Here is a 24,609-nt window from a genome sequence, read left to right as displayed (position 1 = left end):
CCGTGTTCTCGGGGTAGCGCACCGGGTCGTACTGCGACGGGTTCTGCACCATGCCGGCCAGCGTGGCGGCCTCGGCGACGGTGAGGTCCTTGTTGCTCTTGCTGAAGTACCGCTGCGAGGCGGCCTCGACCCCGTAGGCCTGGTGACCGTAGAAGGTGATGTTCAGGTAATTGGTGAGGATCTGGTCCTTCGTCAGATCCTCCTCCAGCTTGATCGCGACCTTCAGCTCCTGGATCTTGCGGCCCAGGGTCTTGCGCTGGGCCTCCAGGACGGCGGCCTGGTCGTCGCCGGCCTTCTCGACGTTGACGTTCTTCACGTACTGCTGGGTCAGCGTCGAAGCGCCCTGCGAGGCCGTGCCGCTCTCCGCGTTCTTGCCGACCGCGCGGAGCACGCCCTTGAGGTCGACGGCGCCGTGCTCGTAGAACCGGGCGTCCTCGATGTCGACTTGCGCCTGCCGCATGAACGGCGACATCTGATCGGGGGTAAGGACGGTGCGGTCGCGCTCGTAGACCTTGGCGATCAGCCCGCCCTTCGCGTCGAAGATCTGGGTGGCCTGGGTGAGCGGCGGCGTCTTGAAGTCGTCGGGGATGTCCTCGAAGCTCTCCGCCGTGTCCTTGGCGGTCAGCCCGATGACGCCGACGGCAGGTATGACGAGGCCGGCCAGCAGGACTCCGGAGAGTGTGCTGGCACCCAGGAACTTCACTCCGTGTCCCGCGAAATCCCGTGACAGACTGCGGCGGCTGCGACCACGCGGAGCTCCGATGTGGCCTGGGGGCTGGGGGTCTTGGGGGTGCTTCGGTGCCATGTTGGGGAACCCTACGTTGCCGAATCCCACATATGGGGACAGGTGTTCGCCTATGCCTGTCACAAGCCTGCGACAGCTTCGGCGCATTAACAGTATTCGTCCTTGCGGGCGACGATGCTCACCCGAATGTCCACGCTTGCAGAGGCTTTGGGCCCGTCCAGCTCCGTGACCGGAGGCGGGGAGCGACCTCTCACGGTCGACCCTCAGCGCTCTGCCGGCCGCAAGCGCGTGGCCCGCCGGCCGACCGCGAGCGCACAGAGGAACAGCGCTGCGGTCGACCGGCGGGCCAGAGGGAGCGACAGCCGCTACGGCACCGACGGGGCGACTACAGGAACTTCCGGATGAGCCGCACACCGGGTCCGGGTCAGTAGAGGCGGTGGCCGCAAGCCTTTCCGGTGCTCTCGTTGTACCTCTGGGCACCCTGCGGGGCGCCGAAGTTCGGCGTCCCGTCGGCGTTCCAGGTCATGGGCTGGGCAAAGATCTTCCGGTCGTCCCAACCGTCCTTGCTGGTGGTCTTGGCGTGGTAGACGTTCCACGTGGTGCCGTTCTCGCCGGGGACCGGCAGCGACTCGCCGCCAGGTCCGTAGACGCCGTTGGCGGAGGCGAACACCGGCAGGCTCTTCTTCGTGTAGGACTTGTAGGTGGTCATGTCCCCGCCGTTGTAGACCAGTGCGCCGAGACTGTAGGAGCCGGTCCAACTGCCGTTGGCGTTGTAGACGATGGTGAGCTGTCCGGTGGGGCTGATCCAGGCTTCGGGACCTTCCTCGATGGCCTGAACGGAGGTCTCCCACAACTGGTCGGGGTTGGCGATCAGGCGCCGGTAGTCCTGGTCGATGTGGAGCGGGTCGCTCATGTGAGCGATGAAGATCTGCTGGGGCGCCCGACCACCGTTGCCGTCGGGGGTGCCGGACCACAGCATCCAGAGCGAGTTGTTGTAGGAGAAGACGGTGCCGTCGATGGCCCACTGGTCCGTGGAGTCGGCAACCTTCCCACCCCAGGACCAGGCGCCCATGGGGTCGTCGGTGTCTGCGGTGATCGCGAACATCCGGTGGGTGTCGTTGCTGTCGGAGAAGTTGCCCTTGTCCGTGGCGGCCGCGAAGTAGATGTACCAGCGCCCGCCGATCTTCTCGATCTCCGGAGCCCAGGTCTGGACGCTGTGGTCGGTGCCCACCGGGGAGGTCCAGATCGTCTTGGGCTTGGCGGTTGCGAGCCCGGCCAGCGTCGAGGCCGCTCTGAGGTTGATGCTCGCCGCACCATCGGACTGGACCAGGTAGTACTTGCCGTTCGCGTACCACAGCGAGGGGTCGGCGCCCGTGGCGATCGGGTTGTTCAGCGAGCATCCGGCGGCCCAGGCCGGAGTCGCGACATAGGCCCCGGCCAGGGGAACGGTGCAGGCGAGCGTGAGGGCGCCGAGCGTACGGGTCAAGCGGCTCATGGTGGGTTCCTTTCCGATGTCCAACGTTGAACTCGAAGTGAGCAAACCCAAGCAGGGCCATCGTCGGCTGTCAATGTCTCAGGCGTTATCACGTGCACTTATAGGGGTGATTCGTAATGTTCGCCAGCCGCCCTCCTCGTTTTCCTACGTTGGAGTAACAAGCTGGATCCCGCCAGGAACGGCCCGGTGCAGGGCCAGTCGGGAGCCCGATCAGCGAATGGATGCGGTCAGGTGGGGGAAGCGGTACTCGGTGACACTGCGGTACGTACCGCCGGGGCGCAGGACGGTGTCCGGGTACTCAGGATGGTTCGGCGAGTCTGGATAGTGCTGGGTCTCCAGACAGATGGCCGAGTGCCGCCCGTACGGCTTGCCGTCGATTCCGGCCAGTGAACCGTCGAGCATGTTGCCCGTGTAGACCTGAAGACCGGGTTCCGTGGTCCACACCTCCATGTGCCGTCCGCTGCCGGGGTCTACCAGACGAGCGGCTCGCCGAAGCGCCCCCCGGGGCACCGGGGTCAGCCTCCAGCAGTGGTCGTAGCCGCCGGCGGCACGCAGTTGGGCGTCGTCCGCGTGTATGCGCGGGGCGATGGGGCGCGGAGCCCGAAAGTCGAACGCGGTGCCGGCGACGGGCATGACCGGGCCGTGGGGGATTCCGTCCGGGGTGGTGGGCAGGTAACCGTCGCCGTCCAGAGCCAGGATGTGTCCGAGGACGGTGCCGCCGGATCGGCCGGAGAGATTGAAGTACGCGTGATTGGTGAGGTTGACCGGGGTGGGAGCGTCGGTGGTAGCGCGGTAATCGAGGCGCAGGGTGCCGGCAGCACTGAGGCTGTAGATGCAGGACACGTCCAGAGTTCCTGGGAAACCCATGTCGCCGGCGGGGCTGCGCAGGTTCAGCCGCACTGCGGCGCGACCGGGAAGACGGCCGGGCTCGGCGTGCCAGATACGGCGATCGAATCCGCCAGGACCACCGTGCAGGGTGTGTCCGCGGTCGTTGGTCGGTAGACAGATCAATCGGCCGTCGAGGGTGAAGCGTCCGCCGGCGATGCGGTTGGCGTATCGGCCGACGAGCGCTCCGAGATAGGGGCTGGCACGGGCGTAGTCCTCGAGAGTTGGCAGGTTGAGGACCACCGAGTCACGCCGCCCGGCCGCATCGGGCACGTGAAGGCTGTGCAGAATGCCGCCGTAGGTGAGGATCTCGGCGCGGACGCCGCCGGCCTGGAGGAGCCAGGCCTCGACCGGGCGACCATCGTCAGTTGAACCGAAGTGGCGCTTGCGGACGCGGACGGTAGGCATCGTTCTCCTTCGTGGGAAAGTGTTATTACAACGTTGGACATGATTCGCCCTAGAGTTGCTTCTATCTGCTCTGATGTGTATGCACAGCGTTGGAATGGAAACACTGGCGGGTACGTGATATGCGGACCTGCCGTACCGATAGGGTGCTCGGCACCCGAAGGGAAGGCGGTCACGTTGACAGGGGTACGGCTCAAAGACGTTGCGGAGCAGGCGGGCGTCTCGATGAAGACGGTCTCCAACGTCGTCAAGGGACGTTCGAACGTCTCAGAGGCAACCCGGCAGCGGGTGCTGCGCACCATCGACGAGCTGGGGTACCGGCCCAACGCATCGGCACGACATCTGCGTACCGGGCGCAGCGGCATCATCGCACTGGCCGTTCCCGAGCTGGACGCACCGTACTTTGCCGAGCTGGCCGCGGCAGTGATCGCTGCGGCCAGGACGCGCGGGTGCACAGTGTTGATAGAGGACACGGGGGGTGATCCGTCCGAGGAGCTGCGGATCGCCAGTGGGCTGAGCCAGCCACTCATCGACGGGGTACTACTCAGTCCGTTGGGTCTTGACCAGGCGGCGCTGGCGTCCCGCCCCGGCCGCATTCCTCTGGTCCTGTTGGGCGAGCGGGACTACGACGTCGCCGCCGACCACGTGCTGATCGACAACGTGGCTGCGGCACGGGAGGCGACCGCGCATCTGCTGGCTCTGGGCCGGCGGCGGGTGGCAGCGATCGGGGTGCAGCGCGGGCCGGCCTCGGCGACAGCACATCAGCGTATGCGCGGGTACCAGGAGGCACTGTTCGCCGCCGGGGTGCCGTTCGATCCGTCGTTGAGCGTGGAGGTTGCGGCCTACCGGAGACCCGACGGGGCGCGGGCGATGGAGGCACTGTTGGCCCTGCAGGATCCTCCGGATGCCGTGTTCTGCTTCAACGACCTCCTTGCCACTGGTGCCGTGCGCGCGGTCGTGGACCGCGGACTGTCGGTTCCGCGGGACGTGGCAGTCGTGGGCTTCGATGATGTGGGCGAGACCCGGTATTCGGTCCCGTCGCTGACGACGATCGCACCGGACAAGGAGCAGTTGGCACGACTGGCAGTGAACGCGTTGCTGTCGCGGCTGGACGACGAGGACCAGGGTCCGCCTGCGGTGCTCCGGGCCGACTTCAGGCTGGTGGTGCGCGAAAGCAGCGGAGCGGTCGATCACTGACGATCTGAGCAATCCGTTCCTGCGCCCCGGTTCTTCCTGCGATGTCGGCAGGGAGAACCGGGGCTGTTCTCTGTCAGCCTTTGAGGCCGCTGCGCGAGACGCCTTCGACAATGTAGCGCTGTGCGAACGTGTAGAGGGCCAGCACAGGTACGGCGGCGATCATGGCTCCGGCCATGAGGATGTCGTAGCGCACCGTATTGGCGTTCTGCAGGGTGGCCAGGCCTGCGGGCAGGGTCTGGTGGTCGGAGGAGAACAGGACGTAGAGCGGCCACAGGAAGTCGTTCCAGTTGGTCAGGAAGGCCAGCAGCGCCAGGGTGACCAACGAAGGCTTCGCCAGGGGCAGGACGATCTGGAGGAAGGTGCGCAGTCGGCCGGCACCGTCGAGGGCGGCAGCCTCTTCCAGCTCGACGGGCAGCCCGAGGAAGAACTGGCGCATGTAGAAGACACCGAACGCGCCGGCAGCCCCGGGAATGATGATCGCGGGCAGGCTGTCCAGCCAGTTGAGCTGGCTGACGATCACGTAGTTCGGCACGATCAGGATGACCGAGGGTACGAACAGGGTGGAGACGACGACGGCGAAGACGATGCGTTGGCCGGCGAACCGCATCCGTGCCAGCGGGTAAGCGGCGAGCGAAGCGGTGACGACGATGAGGAGGGCCTGGGCGGCGGCTCCGATCACGCTGTTGGCGAACCAGCGGAGGATCTGACCGTTGGAGGCGTCCTGGACGGCCCGGTAGCCGTCGGTGGTGGGGTGGTGCGGGATCCACTGCGGTGTGGAGGCGATCGCGTCGGCCTGGGTCTTGAAGGAGGTCACCGCCATGTAGACCAGGGGTGCGACGAACAGGGCGGTGAGCAGGAGTAGCGCGGTGTAGCGGACAATGACGGCCAGGCGTGCGAGGGGCGGCCCGGCGGGGCGCGGTGGCAGGGGTGCGGTAGTGGCGGCCATGGCTGTCAGGCCTCCCGGTTGCGGAGCATGAGGAACACCGCGGCGCTGAGCAGGCCGAGGCAGACGGTCAGGGTGAAGCTCATTGCGGAGGCGTGGCCTGCGTCGAAGTTCTGGAGGCCGGTGTCGGCGATGTAGACGATGGCGGTGCGGGTGGCGTTGCCCGGGGCCCCTCCAGTGATGAGCAGTGACTGCCCGTACATGTTCGCAGAGGCGATGACGGTGTTGACGGCAACGAACTGCAGCACTGGGCGCAGGCCCGGCAGGGTGACGTGGCGGAAGCGCTGCCAGGCGCCGGCGCCGTCGATCCGCGCAGCCTCGTACAGCTCTGCGGGGATGTCCTGGAGACCGGCCAGGAGGATGACGGCATTGAAACCGAGAGTCCACCAGACGGTAACGCCGACCAGAGCGATCCAGGCGGCGGGCAGGGAGGTGGTCCACGCGATGTCGGAGGGAAGTCCGAGTGCGCCGAGGTAGTGGTTGAGCACGCCGATGTTGCCGTCGAGCAGGTAGCGCCAGCAGATGCTGATCACGGCCACCCCCAGGACGTACGGGGCGAAGTAGATGGCACGGAAGGCGTTGCGGCCGGGGAAGCGTCCGTTCATCACCAGGGCGACGGCGAGTGGGACCACGATGAGCAGCGGCACGCTGAGAAAGGTGAACGTGGCGGTTGCGCCCATGCTCTGCCAGAACGGCTGGCGCACTGCCGATGGGCCGGTGAACAGTTCGGTGTAGTTGTGCAGGCCCGCCCAGGGATGGTCGGGGAGAGTGAGGTCCCAGGCGTGCAGGCTCATCCACACCCCCAGAGCTATGGGGGCGAGCACGAAGGCGGCGAACAGGAGAAGGTAGGGGGCCAGGAAGAGGTACGCGGTGGATGTCTCCTTCCTGGCCCTGCAGCCGGCGGAGTTGTCGGGGTCGGCCGTGCCCGCGGCCTGCGCCGCGGGCACGGTGTTGTGCACGATGGTCATCGGCAGTTCAGCTCCCGAACTTCTGCCGGTTGGCGGCGAGCAGCTGGTTCGCGGTGTTCGCGGCGTCCGCCAGAGCCTGCTTGGGGGTCTGCTGGTTGAGGACGGCGTTGGCGACGGCCACCTGATAGGTCTGGGCGGCGACATCGTCGATGCCGGGGACGGCGGGCAGGAAGCGGAAGGCATCCAGCTTGGTGGCGGCCTGCGCCTGCGGGCTGGACTGGAAGTCGGCCCCGACACGGGCGGAGTTCCGCGCGGGGATCATGCCCGACTTGGCCCAGTCGGCCGAGTGCCGGCCGATCCAGTCGATGAAGGTCTTGGAAGCGGCGAGCTTGTTGTCGTCGGGGGCCTGGCGCATCAGTACGAAGTTGTGACCGTCCGCCCACACCGCGGGCGTCTGGCCGATCGTGGGCAGGAAACCCATCTGCCACTGGAGGGACGGAGCCGTGGTCTTCAGGTCGTTGATCTGCCAGATGCCGTCCCAGGTGACTGCGGTGCGGCCGGTCTTGAAGGCGTTGTACTGGGTGTCCTGGGCCACATTCGCCGGGCTGTACCCCTTCTTGACCTGCTCGGTCATCCAGGTCAGCGCCTGCACTCCCTGGTCGGAGTCGAAGGCCGCACGACTGGTGTCGTCACTGAACGGCTGTCCGCCGTTCTGCCAGAGCAGTGACAGGAAGATCAGGTGCGCCGGCCACTGGTTCGGCATCCAGAAAGGCTGTCCGGCGCCGCCGGCGGCGAGCTTGGCGAGCGACTCGTCGAAGTTCGTCGACGGGTCGGAAAGACCTGCCTTGCCGGTCAGGTCGGTGTTCCAGTACGACGCCAGGCAGTGCACGTCCAACGGGATGCCGTAGCGGGCCCCCTGGTACAGGCCGGCCTGCCAGATGGCGGGGATGAAGTCGGATTCGGCGATCTTGAGCTCCTTGGCGACGTCGTCCAGGGGGAGGATCGCTCGGCGGGCTGCAAGAGTTGCCAGCTGGTGCTGGTGGGCGATGCCCACGTTGGGTCCCTGACCGGCCTGGACCGCAGTGGGGACCTTCTTGTAGTAGTCCGCCCACTGCATCGTGGTCATGGTCACCGAGATGTTGGGGTGCTCCGCGTTGAACTGCTTCACCAGCTCCCGCATGGTGGGGCCGTCACCGCCGGTGAAGCCGTTCCAGAAGTTCAGCGTGACGTTCGGCCCAGTGTAAGCGCCCGTGTAGGCACGACCGGGGTTGGACTGGGACGAAGGCCCCGAGGAGCCACCGCAAGCGGTGAGCAGGCCGACGCCGGCGGCCGCACCGGCCAGGCCGAGCAAGCGACGGCGGGACATGGCAGGGGTTTCGGCGGGCCCCTGCGGACGGAGTGCAGACATGGTGGCGTCCTTCGAACAAGCCCAGGGGGCGGGTGGGGGGCGGTGTCGGCGAACACCGGGTGAGGCACTTCCTACCTTTCCATTACCAACGTTGTAAAGGGGAAGGTCGGCATCGTTGCCAGGGAAGTACACACGGGCGGGGTGTCCACACCTGCGCCCGGAGGAGCAAAGTAGCAGGTGGAGGGGGTACGGCATGGTTGCCGATCCCAACAAGAGCTGTGCACCGTGCACTGTCGCTTTCCCCTCGTGATGTGATATTCAACGTTGAACCTGAGGAGATACCCACTGGCCGCACTCCCCCGAGCGGCCCCGACAGAGGAGCGCCGATGACCGAGCCCACGGCTCCCGAGCAGCACCCCGCCCCCGTACCACGGCCCGAATACCCCCGCCCGCAGTTCGCCCGCGCGCAGTGGCTGTGCCTCAACGGCGAATGGCAGTTCGAGATCGACCGCGGCGACTCAGGCCTTGAGCGGGGGCTGAGGGATCGCCCGCTCGACTCGCGCATCACCGTGCCGTTCTGCCCAGAGTCCGAACTGTCTGGAATAGGCGATACCGACTTCATGGAGGCCGTCTGGTACCGGCGCACCGTGCGCGTGCCGGAGGAATGGGCCGGCCAACGAGTCCTGCTGCACTTCCAGGCGGTGGATCACGACACCACGGTGTGGGTCAACGGCACCGAGGTGGTGCGACACCGGGGCGGGTTCACCCCGTTCAGTGCGGACCTGACAGGTACGACGGCACCCGGCGGGGAGGCCGTGATCGTCGTACGTGCGCGGGACAGCAGGCACGCGGTCCAGGCCCGCGGCAAGCAGGCCACGTGGTACGCGAACAGCGAGTGCAACTACACCCGCACCACGGGCATCTGGCAGAGCGTGTGGCTGGAGCCCGTCCCCCAGGTCCACATGAGGCGACCCCGTATCACCCCGGACCTGGCCGGCCGCGCCTTCCAGGTGGAGGTTCCCGTGTCCGCCAACCGGCGCGGACACCGCGTGCGCGCCGTCCTCCGCGACGAGTCCGGCGAGGTCGTCAGCGCCGAGATCCGGGCTGACCTCGACCTCACCCCACGCCTGCACCTGCCGCTGCCGGCCGACCGCGTACGCCCGTGGTGCCCCGAGGACCCGCACCTGTACACGCTCGACCTGGAACTGCTCGACGCGCACGGGAACGCCGTCGACCGGGCCACCAGTTACGCCGGACTACGATCGGTCGCCATCGACGGTCGCACCGTGCTGCTCAACGGCCAGCCGGTCTTCCAGCGCCTGGTCCTGGACCAGGGCTGGTACCCCGAAAGCCTGATGACCGCCCCCAGCGACGAAGCCCTGGTACACGACATCCAGCTCGGACTGCGCGCCGGCTTCAACGGCGCGCGCCTCCACCAGAAGGTGTTCGAGGAGCGCTACCTGTACCACGCCGACCGCCTCGGCTACCTGGTGTGGGCCGAGTTCGGGGACTGGGGTTGTTCCGGGCAGGGCCGCGACGGTGACAATCAACAGCCCACCGCCTCCTACACCGCTCAGTGGCTCGAGGCTGTCGAGCGCGACTACTCCCACCCCTCGATCGTCGGTTGGTGCCCTCTCAACGAGACCCATCAACTCCTGCACGACCGGATCACCCAGCTCGACGACGTCACCCGCGCCATGTTCCTGGCCACCAAGGCGGCCGACGCGACCCGGCCCGTCATCGACGCCTCCGGTTACTCCCACCGCGTCGCCGAAACCGACATCTGGGACTCCCACAGCTACGAGCAGGATCCCGGCGCTTTCGCCACCCAACAGCAGGGGCTCGCCCAGAACGTGCCCTACGCCAACGAACGCGGACCTGGAAGCCCCTACTCCCTCCCCTACCGCGGCCAGCCCTACTTCGTCAGCGAATTCGGCGGCATCTGGTGGAACCCCGACACGACGGCCCCCGACAACGACACCGCCGCCTCGTGGGGCTACGGCGACCGTCCACGCAGCGAGGAAGAGTGGCAGCAGCGCTTCGCCGGACTCACCGGAGTACTGCTCGACAACCCCGACATGTTCGGCTACTGCTACACGCAACTCACCGACGTCTTCCAGGAGGAGAACGGCATCTACCGCTTCGACCGGACCGACAAGCTCGATGTGGAGCGCGTCCGCACCGCTCAGCTGCGCCCGGCAGCCGTCGAGAAGGCCGACCACGCCCGCTAGGACCGTCTGCTGTCACAGCGCGTGCGGGGACTTGCATGGCACACTGCAGAGCACGTCCCCGCACCGGCCGCCACGGGGCGGGCACCCGCCCCGTGGCGGCCGGCCACCGGGCGAGAGCGCCGGTCGGTCCAGGCACAGGGGTCCGGCGACCGCGACTGTTCCCTCGCCAGGTGTCAGCAGCGAAAGCCCGTGCTCAGGAGGCGCCGACAGGCGGGTCCGAGGCGTGTACCGCGTACATCAAGTGGCTCGGCAAGGATCCGCGTTCGCCCGCCGTCCGACCACTACACGCCTCAACTCAACACCTCAGTAGTAGATTTGATCCTCTCTTCCACGAGTTGAACAAACCAGGACCACACACCGGGGGACGCGATCTCCCACTGAATTAGGGTGGCTGCATGACCACGACACATCCAGGCGGCAACCGCCTGCTGTACGGCTGCATGGGGTTGGGCGGCGACTGGGACGCCGAGGAGTACCGCCCGTCGGACGTCTCCGCCGCGGAAGCAGCGGTCGAGGCCGCCCTGGAGGCAGGCATCACCGTCTTCGACCACGCAGACATCTACCGGCGGGGAAAGGCGGAGGCAGTCTTCGGTGAGGTGCTCTCCCGCGCACCGGGCTTACGAGAGCGAATCACCCTCCAGAGCAAGTGCGGCATCCGCCTCGCCACCGACAGCAGCCCGGGCATCTACGACCTGCGCGGCAGCAGCATCCGCCGGCGCGTCGAGGAGAGCCTCGCCCGGCTGCGCACCGACTCCCTCGACACACTCCTGCTGCACCGCCCCGACCCGCTGGCCGATCCGGCGGACCTCGCCGAGGCGCTGATGTCACTGCACCGCGAGGGCCTCGTACGCGCCTTTGGCGTGTCGAACATGGGCGCCGCACAGATCGAGGACCTCCAGGCCTACCTGGACGTACCCCTGACGGTGAACCAGCTGGAGATGAGCCTGGCGCAGCGGGACTGGCTGGAGTCGGGAGTGCTTGTCAACACGCCCGCGGCCGCCGGCAACGGCTTTCCCTTCGGCACCGTCGAGCACTGTCGCCGTAACGGCCTGCAACTGCAGGCCTGGGGGGCCCTCGCCCAGGGCCGCTTCACCGGCCGCCAGGAGACCGCACAGGACCAACGCACGGCGAGCCTCGTCGCGTCGCTCGCGGAAGCCAGGAACACCACGCCGGAGACGGTCGTACTGTGGTGGCTCCAGCGGCATCCTGCCCGGATCGCACCGGTCATCGGCAGCACGAATCCCGGACGCATCCGCGCCTGCGGGGATGCTGCGGTACGGGAGCCCGAACTAAGCCACGAGGACTGGTACGACCTGTGGCTGACCGCGCGTGGCCAACCACTGCCCTGACCGACGCCCGGGTGATCTTCTGGAACACGCCCCTCGGGACACGAGCTGCGGTCCGGCCGGTCCCGGGGGGCGGGGCGGGGAGAAGGACGCACAGCCTGGTGCGTAGGCCGCCAGGTCAGACGCAGGCCTCGTCGACTCCTCTGGTGAGGGTGTCCGTCAGGGGCTGCTCCGTCCAGATGCACTTGCCGTTGGAGGTGTGGCGGACGCCCCAGCGCTGGCTGAGCGCCGCGATCAGCTGCAGTCCGCGGCCGCCCTCATCGGTGTCCTCGGCGTGACGGATCCTGGGCGTGGTCAGGCTCTGGTCCGAGACCTCGCAGATGAGCGTGCGGCTGCGGATGAGGCGCACTTGCAGCGGACCCTTGGCATGACGTACGACATTGCCCACCAACTCGCTGACGATCAGCTCGGTCGTCATCGAGAGCTCGTCCAGGTGCCATTGGGCGAGCCGGCCGCGGATGTGGGCGCGGGCCTGTCCGGCCGCGACCGGTTCGTCGGACAGCGTCCACGTCGCGACGTCGTCCGTGGGCAACGCATGAACCCGCGCGATGAGAACAGCGGCGTCGTCGGCGGTGTGCTCACCCTCCGGCAGGAGGCCGGAGGTGAGCGCGGCACAGAGGTCGTCCAGGTACCCGGCCCCGCCCGCCTGCACGCGATCGTCCGCTCCTGGATGCCGTCTCGGAAGGCCCGCCGGGCGCCCGGCCGCTTGCACCGAGGTGGTCAGGGCGGTGGCCAGCTGGTCGATACCGATGTCGATGTCACGCTGGGCGGATTCTACGAAGCCGTCCGTGTAGAGCACGAGAAGGCTTTCGCTGGGCAGCACCAGTTCTGCGGTTTCGAACGGGAGTGTGGCCGCGCCCAGCGGCGGGTTGGCCGGTATGTCCAGCAGGCTCACCGTGCCGTCGGGGGCCACTACTGCGGGAGGTACATGCCCCGCACGTACTACGACGCATTTGCCGTTGGTGGGGTCGTACAAGGCGTAGAGGCAGCTCGCGTAGAAGTCGTCGCCGAGGTCGCTGACCAGGTCGTTCAGATGCGCAAAGATCTCGTCGGGGGGAAGTTCGATTCCGGTGAGGGTCTGTACCGCGGTACGCAGGCGCCCCATGGTCGCAGCCTCGGGCAGGCCGTGTCCCATGACATCGCCGATGATGAGGGCGACGCGGTCGCCCGAAAGGGGGATCACGTCGTACCAGTCACCGCCGAGCATGCTCCCGCTGGCGGGGACGTAGCGGGCCGCGGAGGTAACGGCGGGGAGCTGGGGCAGAGCACGTGGGAGAAGTCCTCTCTGGAGCTCCTGGGCCCGGTCGTGTTCGGCGTCGTAGAGTCGGGCGCGTTCCAGTGTCTGGGCGATCAGCCCGCTCAACGCGATGAGCAGTCCTCGTTCGGCATCGTCAAGACGGCGTGGCCGGTCGAAGGAGATGACACAGCCGCCCACCAGCTGCCCGGACACCAGGAGGGGCAGTAGGGCCCAGGCACGCTTTCCCCCCTCAGCTGCGAAGGCGCTCAGACCGGGGTACTCGGCGTCCAGCTCCTCGGGGGAATCTATGAACCGCGGCCTGCCCGAGCGAAGCGCATGGTCGAACGGATTGTCCTGAGGTCTGTCTTCGAGGCGGTCGACGTAGGAGGCGGGGTAGCCGACCGCTTCGAGGGCGCTGCCGCCGTGCGGGTCGAAGGCCTGCACGATGAGACCGCTGGCCCCGAAGAGCGGCAGGACCCGCTGGGCCACGGCGTTGACGACGTCCTGCACGGTGAGTGCCTCGGCGAGCGCTCTGGTGAGCCCCCCGATCCGGGCAGTGCGTTCGGCTGCCGCCCGCTCCTCGGCGGCTTGTCTGGCCTCCAGCTCGCGTTTCTCGGTGATGTCGCTCAGGTACACCGTCAGCCCGTCCGGGACCGGGATGATCCGAAGGTGGTACCAGCGGTAGTCGATCGGCGACCTCACGTCGAGGTCAATGGCCATCTGGTCCGCCATGGCGACACGGCACTGCGGTTCGAGACGGGACACACGGATTGCGGGTACCTCCCACAGGGCGTGGCCGCAGACCTCACTCAGCGGACCGAGGAGCTTTTCTGCCCGCTCGTTGATGTACATGATCCGTCCGTCGGAGTCCGCCGCGAGGAAGCCGTCGCTCATGTGCTGCAGGGCCCGACCGACGGAGTCCATGGCAGCCCGCGTTTCCGTCGTCTCCCACAGGCGGCCCACCATGCGGGCCGGGTGCCCGTCGCCCTCCTCAAGGATCCGGCCGCGGGCCTCCACCCACAGAACGGTGCCGTCCGGGCGCAGCACCCGGTGTCTGACGCTGTACTCCCCACCTTTGCTCAGGGCCTGTTCCGCCTTGGTCACCACTGCCGGCAAGTCCTCGGGATGGACCAGTGCACGCCAGGTTTCGATCCGCCCGTCGAAGGAGTCCGACGGAATCCCGAGCACCTGCGTCATCTGGTCGTCCCAGTCGATGTCACCGGTGCGGATATTCCAGTTCCATGCACCGACTCGGACGGTTTCAAGTGCCTCACGCACGGACTGTTCGGCGGACGGGTCCCTGGTGTCGGGGTCCTCCGAGCCGTCTTCGAGCCGGTAGGCGATCCGTCCTGCGGCAAATTCGAGCAGGGCCCTGTCGGCGCTGGTGGGCGGGGTGGGCCGACTGGTCAGAACGGCCAGCGCTCCGACCACGTCCCCGTTGCGGCACACCGGAACCGCGACCACTCCGGTGTGTGCGGCGGAACGCCTTGGCTCGGTGGGCAGCCAGGCCATCTGCCGATCTCGGATCGCCCGGGCACTGGCTGCTTCGACCTCGGTACCGATCGGCTTGCGGCTGAACGGAAGGCCGTCGAGGGGGCCGCTGTCCGCCACCAGCCGCAGACAGCGGCGGCCGTCCGCCGCAGGGCCGTACAGGTGCACGCCTCCACCGAGGGCACCGAGAGCGGTCACCGTCTGTTGCAGCACCAGACGAAGTGAAACCATTTCGAAGGTTCGACCCATGGTTAAATCTTTACATTCGCGGGCGATAGTCCACCCATAGTAAAGCGTCAAAAGTATGCACTCAGCAAGGGTCAACGCAGAGAAACGCCCGTTGAACCCGCGAGCGCCAGCGCACTGCCGCAACCCGGAATTAGGTTCCGCCATTAACTAACCAATTTATTGTTCGTTCCTCGGGGAATCATCTGTCGATTCACAGGCCCCACAGCCCCGCTACCGCACGTCAGCCGGTATCCAGGAGGATTTTCAGGGCCGGGAGATCCCACGGAAGAACACGAACTGAGCCTCGTCGGACACGGTTCAGCGATCGTGGTGGCGGGCGCCATCGCAGCACCCCGACCTCTGCAATTCAGGCGGCCCTCTTGCGCACCTCTCGAACACTCGGCGCCCGCCGCGACCAGCCATGGCGTCGCCGTTGGGGGTGCGGATCTGCGGCGGCCCGGCCGCCGCAGATCCGCGAACGGCCGTCAGGTGCGCGGGACGGCGTCGTTCGCAGTCGTGTGCCAGTTGGTGACGATCGGCTTGTCGACCGGGGTCTTGCCGACCCGGACGCTCGCCGGGTTCGGGTCGGCGTTGCCGATGCCCACGATCACGTCGGTGAACTCGACCGCGTGGTTGTCCTTGGTGGTCTTCGTCATGATGCCCGCGTACGCGACCTTGCTGCCCGTGAGGGTGATCGGCTCGCCCGCGGCCTGCTCGGCGCTGGCGGCCTCGATGCCGCGCGAGCCGAACGCGATGGTGGGGTGCGTCTTGGGGAGCGTGCAGGTGATGCCGGGCTTGGCCTTGGCGGTGATCAGGATGTAGCCACCCGCGTGGGATTCGGTCTTCGCGGTGAGGGCCAGGTCGTTGGCGCCGCAGGCCTGGCCGTAGCCGCTCTTGTCAGCGGCGGGCGAGGACGGCGTGGGGGACTTGGATGCGGTGGGGATCTTCGTCACTGCGGTCCCGGTGGGTCCGGCTCCGGTGGACGCTGAGGCCGAAGCCGCGGTTGTCGCGGCGGGGCCGGTAGCCGGGGCGGTCGTCGTTGCGGGGCCGGCGGCGGTGGAGCCCGAGCCGCTGTTGTCCGGCCCGCAGGCCGTCGCGGTGGCAGCGAGTGCTACGAGGGCGGCGGCGAGGGTGAGGCGGCGAGGGTGCATGGCGTCTCCTGCTGATTCCAGCCGATTCGGTTCACTGGGGTGATCACGGTAAGCGGGGAGCCTTCACAGGCCGGTGCGGGAAATGTCCCGGTCTTGTTTCAGAGGTCCGTGGCCGCCGTCTCTTCCGAAAGCACGTACCGACCTCTTACGATCCAGCACGCGCTGTCACACAGGTCCGGGGGGGCGGCAAATGGACCAGGGGGTGGCACGGACATCGATGACATCCATGCCGGCGAGGCCGGCCGCAGTGATGCCGTCGTCGGTGTTTTCGTAAACCAGGCACGTGGACGGTTCGCAGCCGATCCAGGAGGCGGCGGCCAGGAAGGCATCCGGCGCCGGTTTGAGGCGCGCCACGTCCTCGCGGGCGACGACCACGGCGAACAACCCGGCCAGCCCGGAGACAGCCAAGCTGGCACGGACGATCTGGCCGTCGTTGGCCGAGGCGACCGCCACCGGACCGCTGGCCGCCGCTGCCCGTGCCGCGCTGGCAACGGCCTCCACCGGTCGTAGCCGGTCGTTATGGGACAGCCAGTACGCGCGGGCGGTCGACACGATCTCCTGGTCGGAGCACACCAAGGACGCCCCGAGGTCGTCGCGCAGCCGTGCGCGCAGCACGGTCAGGTCGGCGAGCGGAACGCCGCGCAGCCAACCCAGCGGAGCACGCACACCGTGGATGGTCAGGGCCGCGTGCACCGCGCGGAGGTTGGTGTCGCCGGTGTCGACCAGAGTGCCGTCGAAGTCGAAGATGCGCGCAGCGTACGGGTACCTGGCGGGAACCTGTTCGGCAACGGAGGAATCTCCCTGATGGTGTGCTCCAGGCCTCATCGCGACGCGGTCGACTGGACGCAGGTGGGGCCGGTGCCGGGAAAGGCGTGGGCCAGGCCGCGTAGGACGTAGGCAGGAGCCAGAGCGGGTAGATCCAGCGGGATGGGGCGCGGGGACACGGTGTCTGGTGCGGAGGCGAAACCACCGTCACTCTGCTGATGGCTCATCAGGTAGCCGAGAGCGGCGTGCAGGGTGGCAACTGGCCCGCGGTGGCCGATGGCGGCGAGCGCGTAGCCGGTCGATATCGGGTCGCTGGACCGGTCGCGCTGGTGCCCCCAACCGCCGTCCGGGTTCTGGGTGTCGTGAATGTATGTGGTGGCCCGGCTCAGTGTCCGCCGGGCGTGGCGGACGGCTTCTGCGGTGAGCAGGTGGCGGTCGAGGACGGCACTCAGACCGTGGACGGCGCGGAAGAGCGCATTGCCCTCCGAGAGGCTCCAGCCGCGTTCGAATGTCCCGTCACGCTGCTGGTTCCGTGTCAGCCAGAAGGCACCGGCAGTCAGGGAGACGGCGTTGGAGTGGGGTCCGTCGGAAAGGACGCTGAGCGCACCGCCCGTCATCGCTGCCTCGGAGGGGTTTCCATGCCGATAGACGGGCCAGCCGCCGTCAGGGTTCTGCATCCGCAGCAGGTAGGCCCGGCCTCGGTCCAGTGCGTCTGCGTGCCGGTGGGAGGCATGGCGATGCATGAGCTTGAGGACCGTGTAGGTGGTGTCGGTGTCGGTCTGCGTCACGCCGGGGGTGAACGCCCATCCGCCGTCGTCTGCCTGCTGGTCGCCGAGCCAGTCGCACATGCGATCCAGCAGCAACGGGTCGGCGCCGGCCTCGGCCAGGGCCAGACCTGCCACGGAGGTGACCCAGGTGTCGATGTCCCGGCTGAGGGAGAAGCCGCCGTCCGCGCCCTGGGTCGTCAGCAGCCGCTCCAGTCCGGTACCGACCAGGTCCCGGTACTGCGGGTAGGGGCGGAGGGCGAAGAGGTACAGCAGATGGGACAGGTGGTTGCGTTCGTGGATGATCCCACCACGCAGCGCCGCGGCCAGTGGCTCCAGCAGGAGTGAGGTGCCCTCTTCTGCTGCGCTGTGCGCGTGCACGTGGATGAGGTGGCAGGCGACCATCTCCGGCTGCTTCCAGCTGTGCAGGTCGCCCGCGGCGAACGCGACGGCCTCGCGCCGGGGAAGCCGGTCACGGGCGCCGGTCAGGTACAACAGGGTGTCCAGCAGCATCCGCTTCCGAACGGCAGTGTGATGCTCGAAGCCGGACAGGACCTCCACCTCACGACCGGTGCGGGAGGCGCGGCGCAGCGCGCCGTCGGCCAGAGTACGGTCCAGGGGTGTGGCGCTGTTGTGGGTTGTGGCTGTCGCCAGGAAGGCCCGCAGCCGGGAACGGGACTGCTCGTGACCTCGTTCGGTCTCCAGCAGACGTAGGGCCAGGGCTGATTCCAGGACACGACTTCGGCACGGGCAGTGCAGGCGGCCTTCAGCTCCCACCTGGGCAGCCAGGTGCCGGCGCAGACGGTGAGTCAGCTCCGATGTCACGTGCGGCCCGGCGGCGACACTCACGCATTCACCTCTGTCGTCGGGGTGCGCGTTGAACGCACACGCGGCGTGCCCGTCCGCGGGCATGCCGAGCGAAACCGCACCGCACGAAGGCATCGCGTCGGCCAGCCTGATCACTCTTCGGACGGTAACGCGAACTCCGTTGACTGGAAGTAGCGTGGGGAAATCCCGCACAGTCGGCGTGGACCGACCGCAGATCGCGGTTGAGACACCCGGGACCGTGCGGGTTGGACCGGTCCCGAGGGACCGGACCAAGGACCGCGTCACACGGTCAGTTGCCTTGTCCGGCGTACAGACCGCGACCTGCACGCTGAGCCCGGCCCGCCTTGGCCAGGCGTTCCAGCGCAGTGCGAACGGAGTTCACGGTGCCAGGCTCGTCGTCGATCCCCAACTGGGCGACGACGGCCTTGGCTCGCAGGGGTCCATCACTCTCGGACAGGACCTTGAGGATGCTCTCGGCGGTGATACCGGTCCGCCGACGCCGGGGCGCCGGCACGGGCGTTGTGATCTGTACCGGCTCGACGGGCTTGGCCGTCTTCGACTGCGCAACGGCCTTCTTCGTCGCGGCCTTCTTCGCCACGCTGCGCCGACGTGCACCGGGGTGGGTCGTGGTCTGCGAGATGGTGCCGGCCGGTTCCGACTCCTTCGAAGCCGCCTTGGTCGTACTCTTCTTCGCCGTCGCCCTCCTCCCGGTGCTTCCCTTCTCTGTCGGCTTCTTGACGGCAGCCCGCGTTACCGGTGCAGGCTTGCGTGTCGCCGTCGGATCGGCACCCGACTCGCCTGCAGGTTCAGCGGGCTGCTCGGCAATGACCTCGACTAGGCCGCTCTCTTCAGTGTGTCCGATCTCGGGGGCGGAGTCCGTCTCCAGCGGGAGCGGCAGCCCCGACAGCAGGCGCAGGCTCTCGAGCGCGCCGCGCAAGGCGTTCTCGGTGGCGACGGCTGCGGCCAGTTCGTCCTCGAGTACACGCCGCCGGGCTTCGGCTACGGGAAGGTCGCGTTCGAGTTGGGAGATGGCGTCATTGAATCGGGTGTCTGTCACAGCTTCTCGTTTCGTCTGACCGTGTAGCAGGACGTGGAGCTGTAGGAGTTCTACCAACTGTCGCGATTGTTTGAACGGCCGGGTGTGCGGTCGGGAGAAGCGCTGCATCAACGTGCTTGCTCCGAGGAGGTCATCGGGCTGCGCCGGAGGCCTGTGAGCATCAGGCCCTGGAAGGCAGCATGGCATGACATTCGAGGTGGTTTCCGGCTTGGTCCGGCGGCGCTGTGGAGCAACAGCTCGGCGAGGCGGTCAGAGGTCCTGCAGGACATCGCCCGGGGGTTGGTGGGCAGCGCGTACAGCCGGCAGCACCGAGGCGGCCACGGCGCCTGTGACGGCAGTGACGATCAGCAGCGCGAGAGCACCTGCGGACGGGGCCTGGGCGAGACCGGCACCGACGCCGGTGGAATCGCCCTGCTCGTTGATGAGGGCGAGGGCGAGTGGAATGCCGACGACCACTCCGAGGCAGACGCCGAACAGCGCGACGGTGGCCGAACGGATCACCACCAGTGACGTCGCCTGCCTCGGCGTGAGGCCGAGGGTGCGTAGGAGGACGAGATCCTGCCGATGCGCACGCAGTGCCGTGGCGGCGAGTGTCAGCAATTCGGCGAGGCCGATCAGCGCAAGGAGTGCAACCAGTCCGATCACTGCAGCGCGCAGGGTGCCCAGGTTGGTGAGACCTGGAACGGTCTGCGCCGTGAGGCGGTCCGGGTGGGACCCGGCGACGCTGTCCGCCCGGGCCCCGGGGCGAAGGGTGACGGCGTAGTAGTCGGGTGCGGGCTGGGAGGCGTCGGCATCGGTGAGGGCGTCCAGGGTTGCGGTGATGACGCGTCCGCCGCGGTCGGGCTCGATGGTCCGACCGACGATGTGCAGGATGCGCGGGGTGCCATCGATCGTGATCCGAGTCCACTGGCCGACGTGGATGCCGAGCAGGTCGAGCGCTCCCTGCCCGGCGACGGCTTCGTTGGATGAACGCGTGGTGCGGCCCTCGACGATCTTGAAAGGGTAAGGGTGGTCGGTGGTGCCGATGGCTCTGAGGGTGACGGTGGCGGACTGACCGGGACCGAGGGCCTCCCGTTCGAGGCCGGGGTGGACGGCTGTGACGTTCGGGTCGGCGGCGAGCTGGGCGGGGAGCGGGTCGGGGGCGGGAACGGCGCGGACGGTGAGGATGTCGGCAGCCGGACCGCCCGTGAAGGTGTGGTCGAGCCTGTCGAGGGTTGACCAGGTGGTGAGCGCCAGAGTTGCGGCCGCAACCGGAACGGCGAGGCGGGCTGCCGCGAGTACGCTGCGGCGACGGCCGCGCAGAGCGCCTCGGACACCGAGGACCACCGCGGGCGGGAGTCGGTGGAGCAGGGAGAGCCGGGCGGTGCGGGGCGGGCCGTCCTCGCCCGGGGCCGGTCCGCTGGGTGGGACGGCGGGGACCCGGGAGGCACCCAGGGCGGGGACGGCAGAGGCGAAGGCGACTGCGGCAAAGCAGGCCACTGTGGCGAGGAGGCAAACTCTCGCGCCGCCGAGGAGCTCCGACCATGCTGTCCAGGGGGTGGCCGGGGCGCCGGCCTGTGGCGTGAGCGAGGGTAGTAACCGTGCCGCGGCAAAGGCACCGGCGATGCCGAGCAGCAGACCGGCGCTGGCCAGCATCAGATGTTGGAGGACGAGCATGCCCGCGATGCCACGAGGGGTGAAGCCCATGACTTTGAGGGTGGCGATGTCGCCTTGGCGGCCCCGGATCCGGCCGCCGGCCGCGCCGGCGATGGCGAGGGCGGCGGCCAGAAGGGCGGCGAGTCCGCACAGTCCGAGCAGCAGACCGGAGGGGCGGCTCTCGCGTTGGTGGGAGTCACGTGCGTCGGTCCAGGTGGCGATGTGGGTCACCTGTTCGCTGCCGAGGGCGTTGACGGCGCGCTGGGCGAAGTAGTCGGCGTCCGGCGGGTGGGCGAGTTGTAGGCCGACTGCGTGGTTGAGGCGTTCGGAGTCGGGCTGGACGAGGTCGAGGGTGGACGGTAGGACCCAGACCAGTCCTGGCCGCAGGTCGGGGTAGCGGGCTCGATCGGGGCTGTCAGCGGTGCCGAGGACAGTGAGCGCGTGCTCCCGACCGTCGGGGCCACGGACCGTGATCCGGTCGCCGGTCCGCAGCCAGGTGGCGGTGGCGAGGGAGCGTTCGAGGACGACGCCGTCGGGGTGTGCCGGGTCGAGCCAGTGTCCAGTGGCCTGAAGTGGATGGGAGAGCGAGGTGGGGGTGGGGTCGGCGGCGCGCAGGTTGAGGCTGGGTGGTGTTCCGTTGACGGGGGTTCCGGCTCGACCGGTGAGGTCAGCGGTCGTGGCGGGGTACGGTCCGGCGATGCCTGTGACACCGGGGAGCAGTGCGAGTCGGGTGTCCGCGTGGTCGGTGCGGGTCTCGATCCAGACGTGGATTCCGTCGGCGCGGGCGAACTGTCGTTGCCAGGGCCCGCTGACGCTGTCCAGGAGGGTGCCGGCCAGGAGCAGAGCAGCGGCCGTGCCGGCGGTGGCGAGGACGACAAGGAGGGCCGGAAGCCTATGGGTTCGGAGGTCCGCGCGGATCCAGCGGAGGGCGGCGCGCATCGGGTTACCCGCCGAGGTCGATGAGGGGGCCGGCGTACGGAGTGCCGGTGATCGGGGCGTCGTCGGTTATCAGACCATCGAACAGGCTGATCACTCGGTCGGCGTGGGCGGCTACCCGGGCGTCGTGAGTGACGAGCAGGATGGTCCGACCTTCATCGTGGTGGCGGGTGAGAAGGGCGAGGACCTCGCGGACACTGCGGCTGTCAAGGCTGCCGGTGGGTTCGTCGGCGAGCAGGAGGTCGGGGTCGTTGACGAGTGCCCGGGCGAGCGCCGCACGCTGGCGTTCGCCGCCGGAGAGCGTGGAGGGTGCGGCGCCGGCGCGGTCGGTCAGGCCGAGCTCGTCGAGCAGCCGCTCACGGCGTTCGCGTGCGGTGCGGGCGGGATGGCCTGCGAGCAGGACGGGTAATTCGATGTTGTCGGCGACGGTGAGGTCGGAGACCAGGTTGCCGGTCTGGAAGACGATGCCGATCCGCCGTCGACGCAGTACGGCCCAGTCGGCCTCACCCAGGGTGTCAATCCGTCGGCCGCCCAGGTGGATTTCGCCACTGTCGGGCCGCTGGAGACCGCCGAGGAGGTGGAGCAGGGTGGACTTACCGGCCCCGGATGGACCGGTGACAGCAACGAATTCACCGGCTTGGACGGTGAGGTCGACACCCCGGACAGCTTTCACTTCGACTCCGGGGTGGACGCCGAAGTGCGTCTTGGTGAGGGCGACGGCTCGTAGTACGGGGGTCGGGACATCGACCCGGCGTGTTGCGGTGTCGGCGGGCGGGCCGTTCACGTGAGGTCCTCCTGGCAGCGTTCCAGCCAGTCGAGGTCGGCCTGCAGGTGCAGAACTGCGCCCTCGATGAGCAGTTGGGAGACCCGGTTGCCGCGTTCCTGCGTCGCCATCGTGTTGAGTCCCCGGATGACGTTGAGATAGTGACGGCGCTGGTTGTTGATGAGGGTCAGCCGGTCCGCCAGTTCGGTTTCCGGGGCGAGGACGAGCTTGATGAAGAAGTCGTCTCGCAGCTGTGGTCCTTGGGTCGGTTCGGCGAGCCAGTCCGCCACCGCCTGTCGGCCGGCGTCGGTGACGGCGTACACGCGCTTGTCCGGCTTCCCCTCCTGGGAGACGTCCTGGCCTTCGATCAGACCAGCCTTCTCGAGGCGTGCGAGGGTGACGTAGACCTGGCCGATGTTGGCCCGAGGGTAAGCGGCGCCGAAGGTCTGTTCAAGGGCCTGCTTGAGCTCGTAACCGTGGGCGGGTCCCTTGGCCAGCAAGGCGAGCAGCGGTAGCCGCACTGCGAGATTCCCCTCCCTGTTCCTGCGTTCGTCCGGGCATACTCTGTCGTCAGTAGAAACGGCCTGACGGTTCGGCCGGATCACACGGTACGCGAGCCGGGGCGCGAGGCCCATCAGGCACCCGGCTGTGGCGGTAGGCGCCTCGGCCGGCACCGCTGTACGGGCAGGTTGGAGGTCGTTGCTGTGCACCGTCCAGGTCGTCGGTTACGGGGATGGGCCGCGGTTGCGCTGTGCCTGTGGTTGATGGTCGCCGGCTGCTCGCCGCCCGACGGGGCGGACCATGTCAGGACGGACGGAGTCGGGCCGGTCACGGTGGTCACCGGTCGCGACCGGGCCGGCTACATGCAGGGACTGATCGACAGCTGGAACACGGGTCACCCGGGGCAGCGGGCGACCCTGGTCGAGTTGCCGGATGCGGCGGACGAGGTACGGGCTCAGCTCGCCGAGGGCCTGTCGCGCGGCAGTGACCGGTTTGATGTGGTCAATCTGGATGTGGTGTGGACGGCGGAGTTCGCTCAGCGGCGGTGGATCGCCCCACTGGACGAGACCGAGGTGACGGCCGGGGAACTGTTGCCGTCAGCGGTGGCGACCTGCCGGTGGGAGGACCGGCTGTACGCGGTGCCGTTCACGACCAATGCCGGCTTGCTCTACTACCGCTCCGACGTGCTGACGCAGGCCGGTGAGCAGCCCCCGACCACCTGGGCCGAGCTCGAGCGGCTGGCGAAGACGGTGGCACCACGGTTCGGCCTGGCGGGCTATGCAGGTCAGTTCCTGCCGTACGAGGGACTGACGGTGAACGTGGCGGAGGTGGTCGCGTCGGCGGGCGGTCGCTTTCTGGACGATCGGGGGAAGGTCGCCGTCGACGGGCCGCAGGCCCGGGCCGGTCTGGAGTTCCTGGCACGCGGGGTGCGCGAGGGCTGGATTTCGCACGAAGCCTTGGCCTATCGCGAGGAGGAGTCACGGCAGGCGTTCCAGGATGGGCGGCTGTTGTTCCTACGAAGCTGGCCGTATGTCTACCCGCAGGCCGAAGGACCGGATTCGAAGATCGCGGGGAGGTTCGGTGTGGCCCCTCTGCCGGGCCCTCAGGGGGCCGGTGCGGCGATGCTCGGCGGTACAGACCTAGCGGTCGGGTCCGCGTCCCGGCACCAGCGGACGGCGCGCGAGCTGATCCGTTACCTGACCGGCTCCGAGGTTCAGCGCCGGGTCTTGACCGAAGGCAGGCTGCCGCCGGTGCGAATGACCCTCTACTCCGATCCGGAACTGGTTGGACGCTATCCGTATCTGCCAGAGCTGCGGCACACCCTTGAGACGGCGGTGCAACGTCCGCAGGCGCCGACGTACCAGCAACTGAGCCTGGCGATCGGCGCGGCTTCGTACGAGGCACTTCTCGGCCGAACAACCCCGGACTCGGCAGTTTCGCGGATGGCCGCCGATCTGCGCGAGATCGTGGGCGGCTAGGAGATGCCCGGCCGGCCACGCGGCTCGCTACGCCGCTTCTCATGGACGGGTGACTGCGGTAATGACCGCTCGGGAGAAGGCAGTTGCGTTGGGGCAGAAGATCATGGATGCGATCTGTGCCGACGAAGCCTATGTGCTGAAGGTGCTGGACCGGGCTCGTGTCTGACCGGGGGCGGTTGAGCGTCGGCGCACGCTCGCGACCTTCGCCGTCCCGGATTCACTGATCGCACAGACCCTGGCGTCTGTGCGCACCAGGCTCTGTGCGATCAGCG

At 68.2% G+C, this 24,609-nt stretch carries 18 protein-coding genes; 4 read left to right on the top strand and 14 right to left on the bottom strand.

Going from position 1 to position 24,609, the window contains the following annotated elements:
* The 3 genes from ABT263_RS26525 to ABT263_RS26515 all read right to left on the bottom strand — a co-directional run.
* Positions 1-805 (bottom strand): transglycosylase domain-containing protein (locus ABT263_RS26525; protein WP_352293997.1); only part of this gene is annotated, 805 nt, incomplete at its 3' end.
* 364 nt (positions 806-1,169) lie between these two features.
* Positions 1,170-2,240, bottom strand: coding sequence for a glycoside hydrolase family 43 protein (locus tag ABT263_RS26520; RefSeq protein WP_352293995.1), 1,071 nt, complete (start codon positions 2,238-2,240; stop codon positions 1,170-1,172).
* Between the two features lie 210 nt (positions 2,241-2,450).
* On the bottom strand, positions 2,451-3,533 hold the full coding sequence (locus ABT263_RS26515) for an aldose epimerase family protein (protein WP_352293993.1): 1,083 nt from the start codon (positions 3,531-3,533) through the stop codon (positions 2,451-2,453).
* A 174-nt stretch (positions 3,534-3,707) separates the two neighbouring features.
* On the opposite strand from ABT263_RS26515, the gene ABT263_RS26510 reads away from it, so the two are divergent.
* Complete coding sequence (locus ABT263_RS26510; RefSeq protein WP_352293991.1) at positions 3,708-4,727, top strand: LacI family DNA-binding transcriptional regulator; 1,020 nt, start codon at positions 3,708-3,710, stop codon at positions 4,725-4,727.
* A gap of 73 nt (positions 4,728-4,800) precedes the next feature.
* Here the strand turns inward: ABT263_RS26510 and ABT263_RS26505 are convergent, their stop codons facing one another.
* Genes ABT263_RS26505 through ABT263_RS26495 form a run of 3 tightly spaced genes read right to left on the bottom strand, consistent with a single transcriptional unit; the run spans position 4,801 to position 7,986 of the window.
* Entirely contained in the window at positions 4,801-5,673 is an 873-nt protein-coding gene (locus ABT263_RS26505; RefSeq protein WP_352293989.1) for a carbohydrate ABC transporter permease, read from the bottom strand.
* A 5-nt stretch (positions 5,674-5,678) separates the two neighbouring features.
* The gene (locus tag ABT263_RS26500) at positions 5,679-6,638 is read right to left on the bottom strand and encodes a carbohydrate ABC transporter permease (protein ID WP_352293987.1); all 960 of its coding nucleotides are present in this window, start codon (positions 6,636-6,638) and stop codon (positions 5,679-5,681) included.
* Between the two features lie 7 nt (positions 6,639-6,645).
* The gene (locus tag ABT263_RS26495) at positions 6,646-7,986 is read right to left on the bottom strand and encodes an ABC transporter substrate-binding protein (RefSeq protein WP_352293985.1); all 1,341 of its coding nucleotides are present in this window, start codon (positions 7,984-7,986) and stop codon (positions 6,646-6,648) included.
* 326 nt (positions 7,987-8,312) lie between these two features.
* On the opposite strand from ABT263_RS26495, the gene ABT263_RS26490 reads away from it, so the two are divergent.
* Together ABT263_RS26490 and ABT263_RS26485 are read left to right on the top strand one after the other, a co-directional pair.
* Positions 8,313-10,157, top strand: a complete 1,845-nt coding sequence (locus ABT263_RS26490; protein ID WP_352293983.1) for a glycoside hydrolase family 2 protein — start codon at positions 8,313-8,315, stop codon at positions 10,155-10,157.
* 395 nt (positions 10,158-10,552) lie between these two features.
* A complete protein-coding gene (locus ABT263_RS26485) occupies positions 10,553-11,506 on the top strand; it encodes an aldo/keto reductase (RefSeq protein WP_352293981.1) in 954 nt (317 codons plus the stop codon).
* A gap of 115 nt (positions 11,507-11,621) precedes the next feature.
* Here ABT263_RS26485 and ABT263_RS26480 read toward each other — a convergent pair whose 3' ends face one another.
* From ABT263_RS26480 to ABT263_RS26445, 8 genes are all read right to left on the bottom strand, one after another.
* Entirely contained in the window at positions 11,622-14,480 is a 2,859-nt protein-coding gene (locus ABT263_RS26480) for a SpoIIE family protein phosphatase (RefSeq protein ID WP_352293979.1), read from the bottom strand.
* A 464-nt stretch (positions 14,481-14,944) separates the two neighbouring features.
* Positions 14,945-15,412 (bottom strand): DUF4232 domain-containing protein, encoded by a 468-nt coding sequence (locus tag ABT263_RS26475; protein ID WP_352293977.1) that lies wholly within the window; start codon positions 15,410-15,412, stop codon positions 14,945-14,947.
* Positions 15,413-15,775: 363 nt separating this feature from the next.
* On the bottom strand, positions 15,776-16,435 hold the full coding sequence (locus ABT263_RS26470; RefSeq protein ID WP_352293975.1) for an HAD family hydrolase: 660 nt from the start codon (positions 16,433-16,435) through the stop codon (positions 15,776-15,778).
* Entirely contained in the window at positions 16,432-18,102 is a 1,671-nt protein-coding gene (locus ABT263_RS26465) for a prenyltransferase/squalene oxidase repeat-containing protein (protein ID WP_352293973.1), read from the bottom strand. The genes ABT263_RS26470 and ABT263_RS26465 overlap by 4 nt, the downstream gene beginning before the upstream one ends.
* Positions 18,103-18,256: 154 nt before the next feature.
* Complete coding sequence (locus ABT263_RS26460; protein ID WP_352293971.1) at positions 18,257-19,024, bottom strand: hypothetical protein; 768 nt, start codon at positions 19,022-19,024, stop codon at positions 18,257-18,259.
* A gap of 249 nt (positions 19,025-19,273) precedes the next feature.
* Entirely contained in the window at positions 19,274-21,598 is a 2,325-nt protein-coding gene (locus ABT263_RS26455; protein WP_352293969.1) for an FtsX-like permease family protein, read from the bottom strand.
* A gap of 4 nt (positions 21,599-21,602) precedes the next feature.
* Positions 21,603-22,379 carry an ABC transporter ATP-binding protein gene (locus tag ABT263_RS26450; RefSeq protein WP_352293967.1) on the bottom strand — a complete coding sequence of 259 codons (777 nt, stop codon included), beginning with the start codon at positions 22,377-22,379 and terminating at the stop codon, positions 21,603-21,605.
* Positions 22,376-22,879, bottom strand: a complete 504-nt coding sequence (locus tag ABT263_RS26445; RefSeq protein WP_352294003.1) for a helix-turn-helix transcriptional regulator — start codon at positions 22,877-22,879, stop codon at positions 22,376-22,378. Before ABT263_RS26445 ends, ABT263_RS26450 begins: the two co-directional genes overlap by 4 nt.
* 243 nt (positions 22,880-23,122) lie before the next feature.
* On the opposite strand from ABT263_RS26445, the gene ABT263_RS26440 reads away from it, so the two are divergent.
* Entirely contained in the window at positions 23,123-24,337 is a 1,215-nt protein-coding gene (locus ABT263_RS26440) for an ABC transporter substrate-binding protein (protein WP_352294001.1), read from the top strand.
* Positions 24,338-24,609: the final 272 nt, after the last annotated feature.

The organism is Kitasatospora sp. NPDC001603, from assembly GCF_040298365.1.
In the GTDB taxonomy this organism is placed as follows: domain Bacteria; phylum Actinomycetota; class Actinomycetes; order Streptomycetales; family Streptomycetaceae; genus Kitasatospora.
This window is presented reverse-complemented; position numbering and strand designations above follow the sequence as displayed.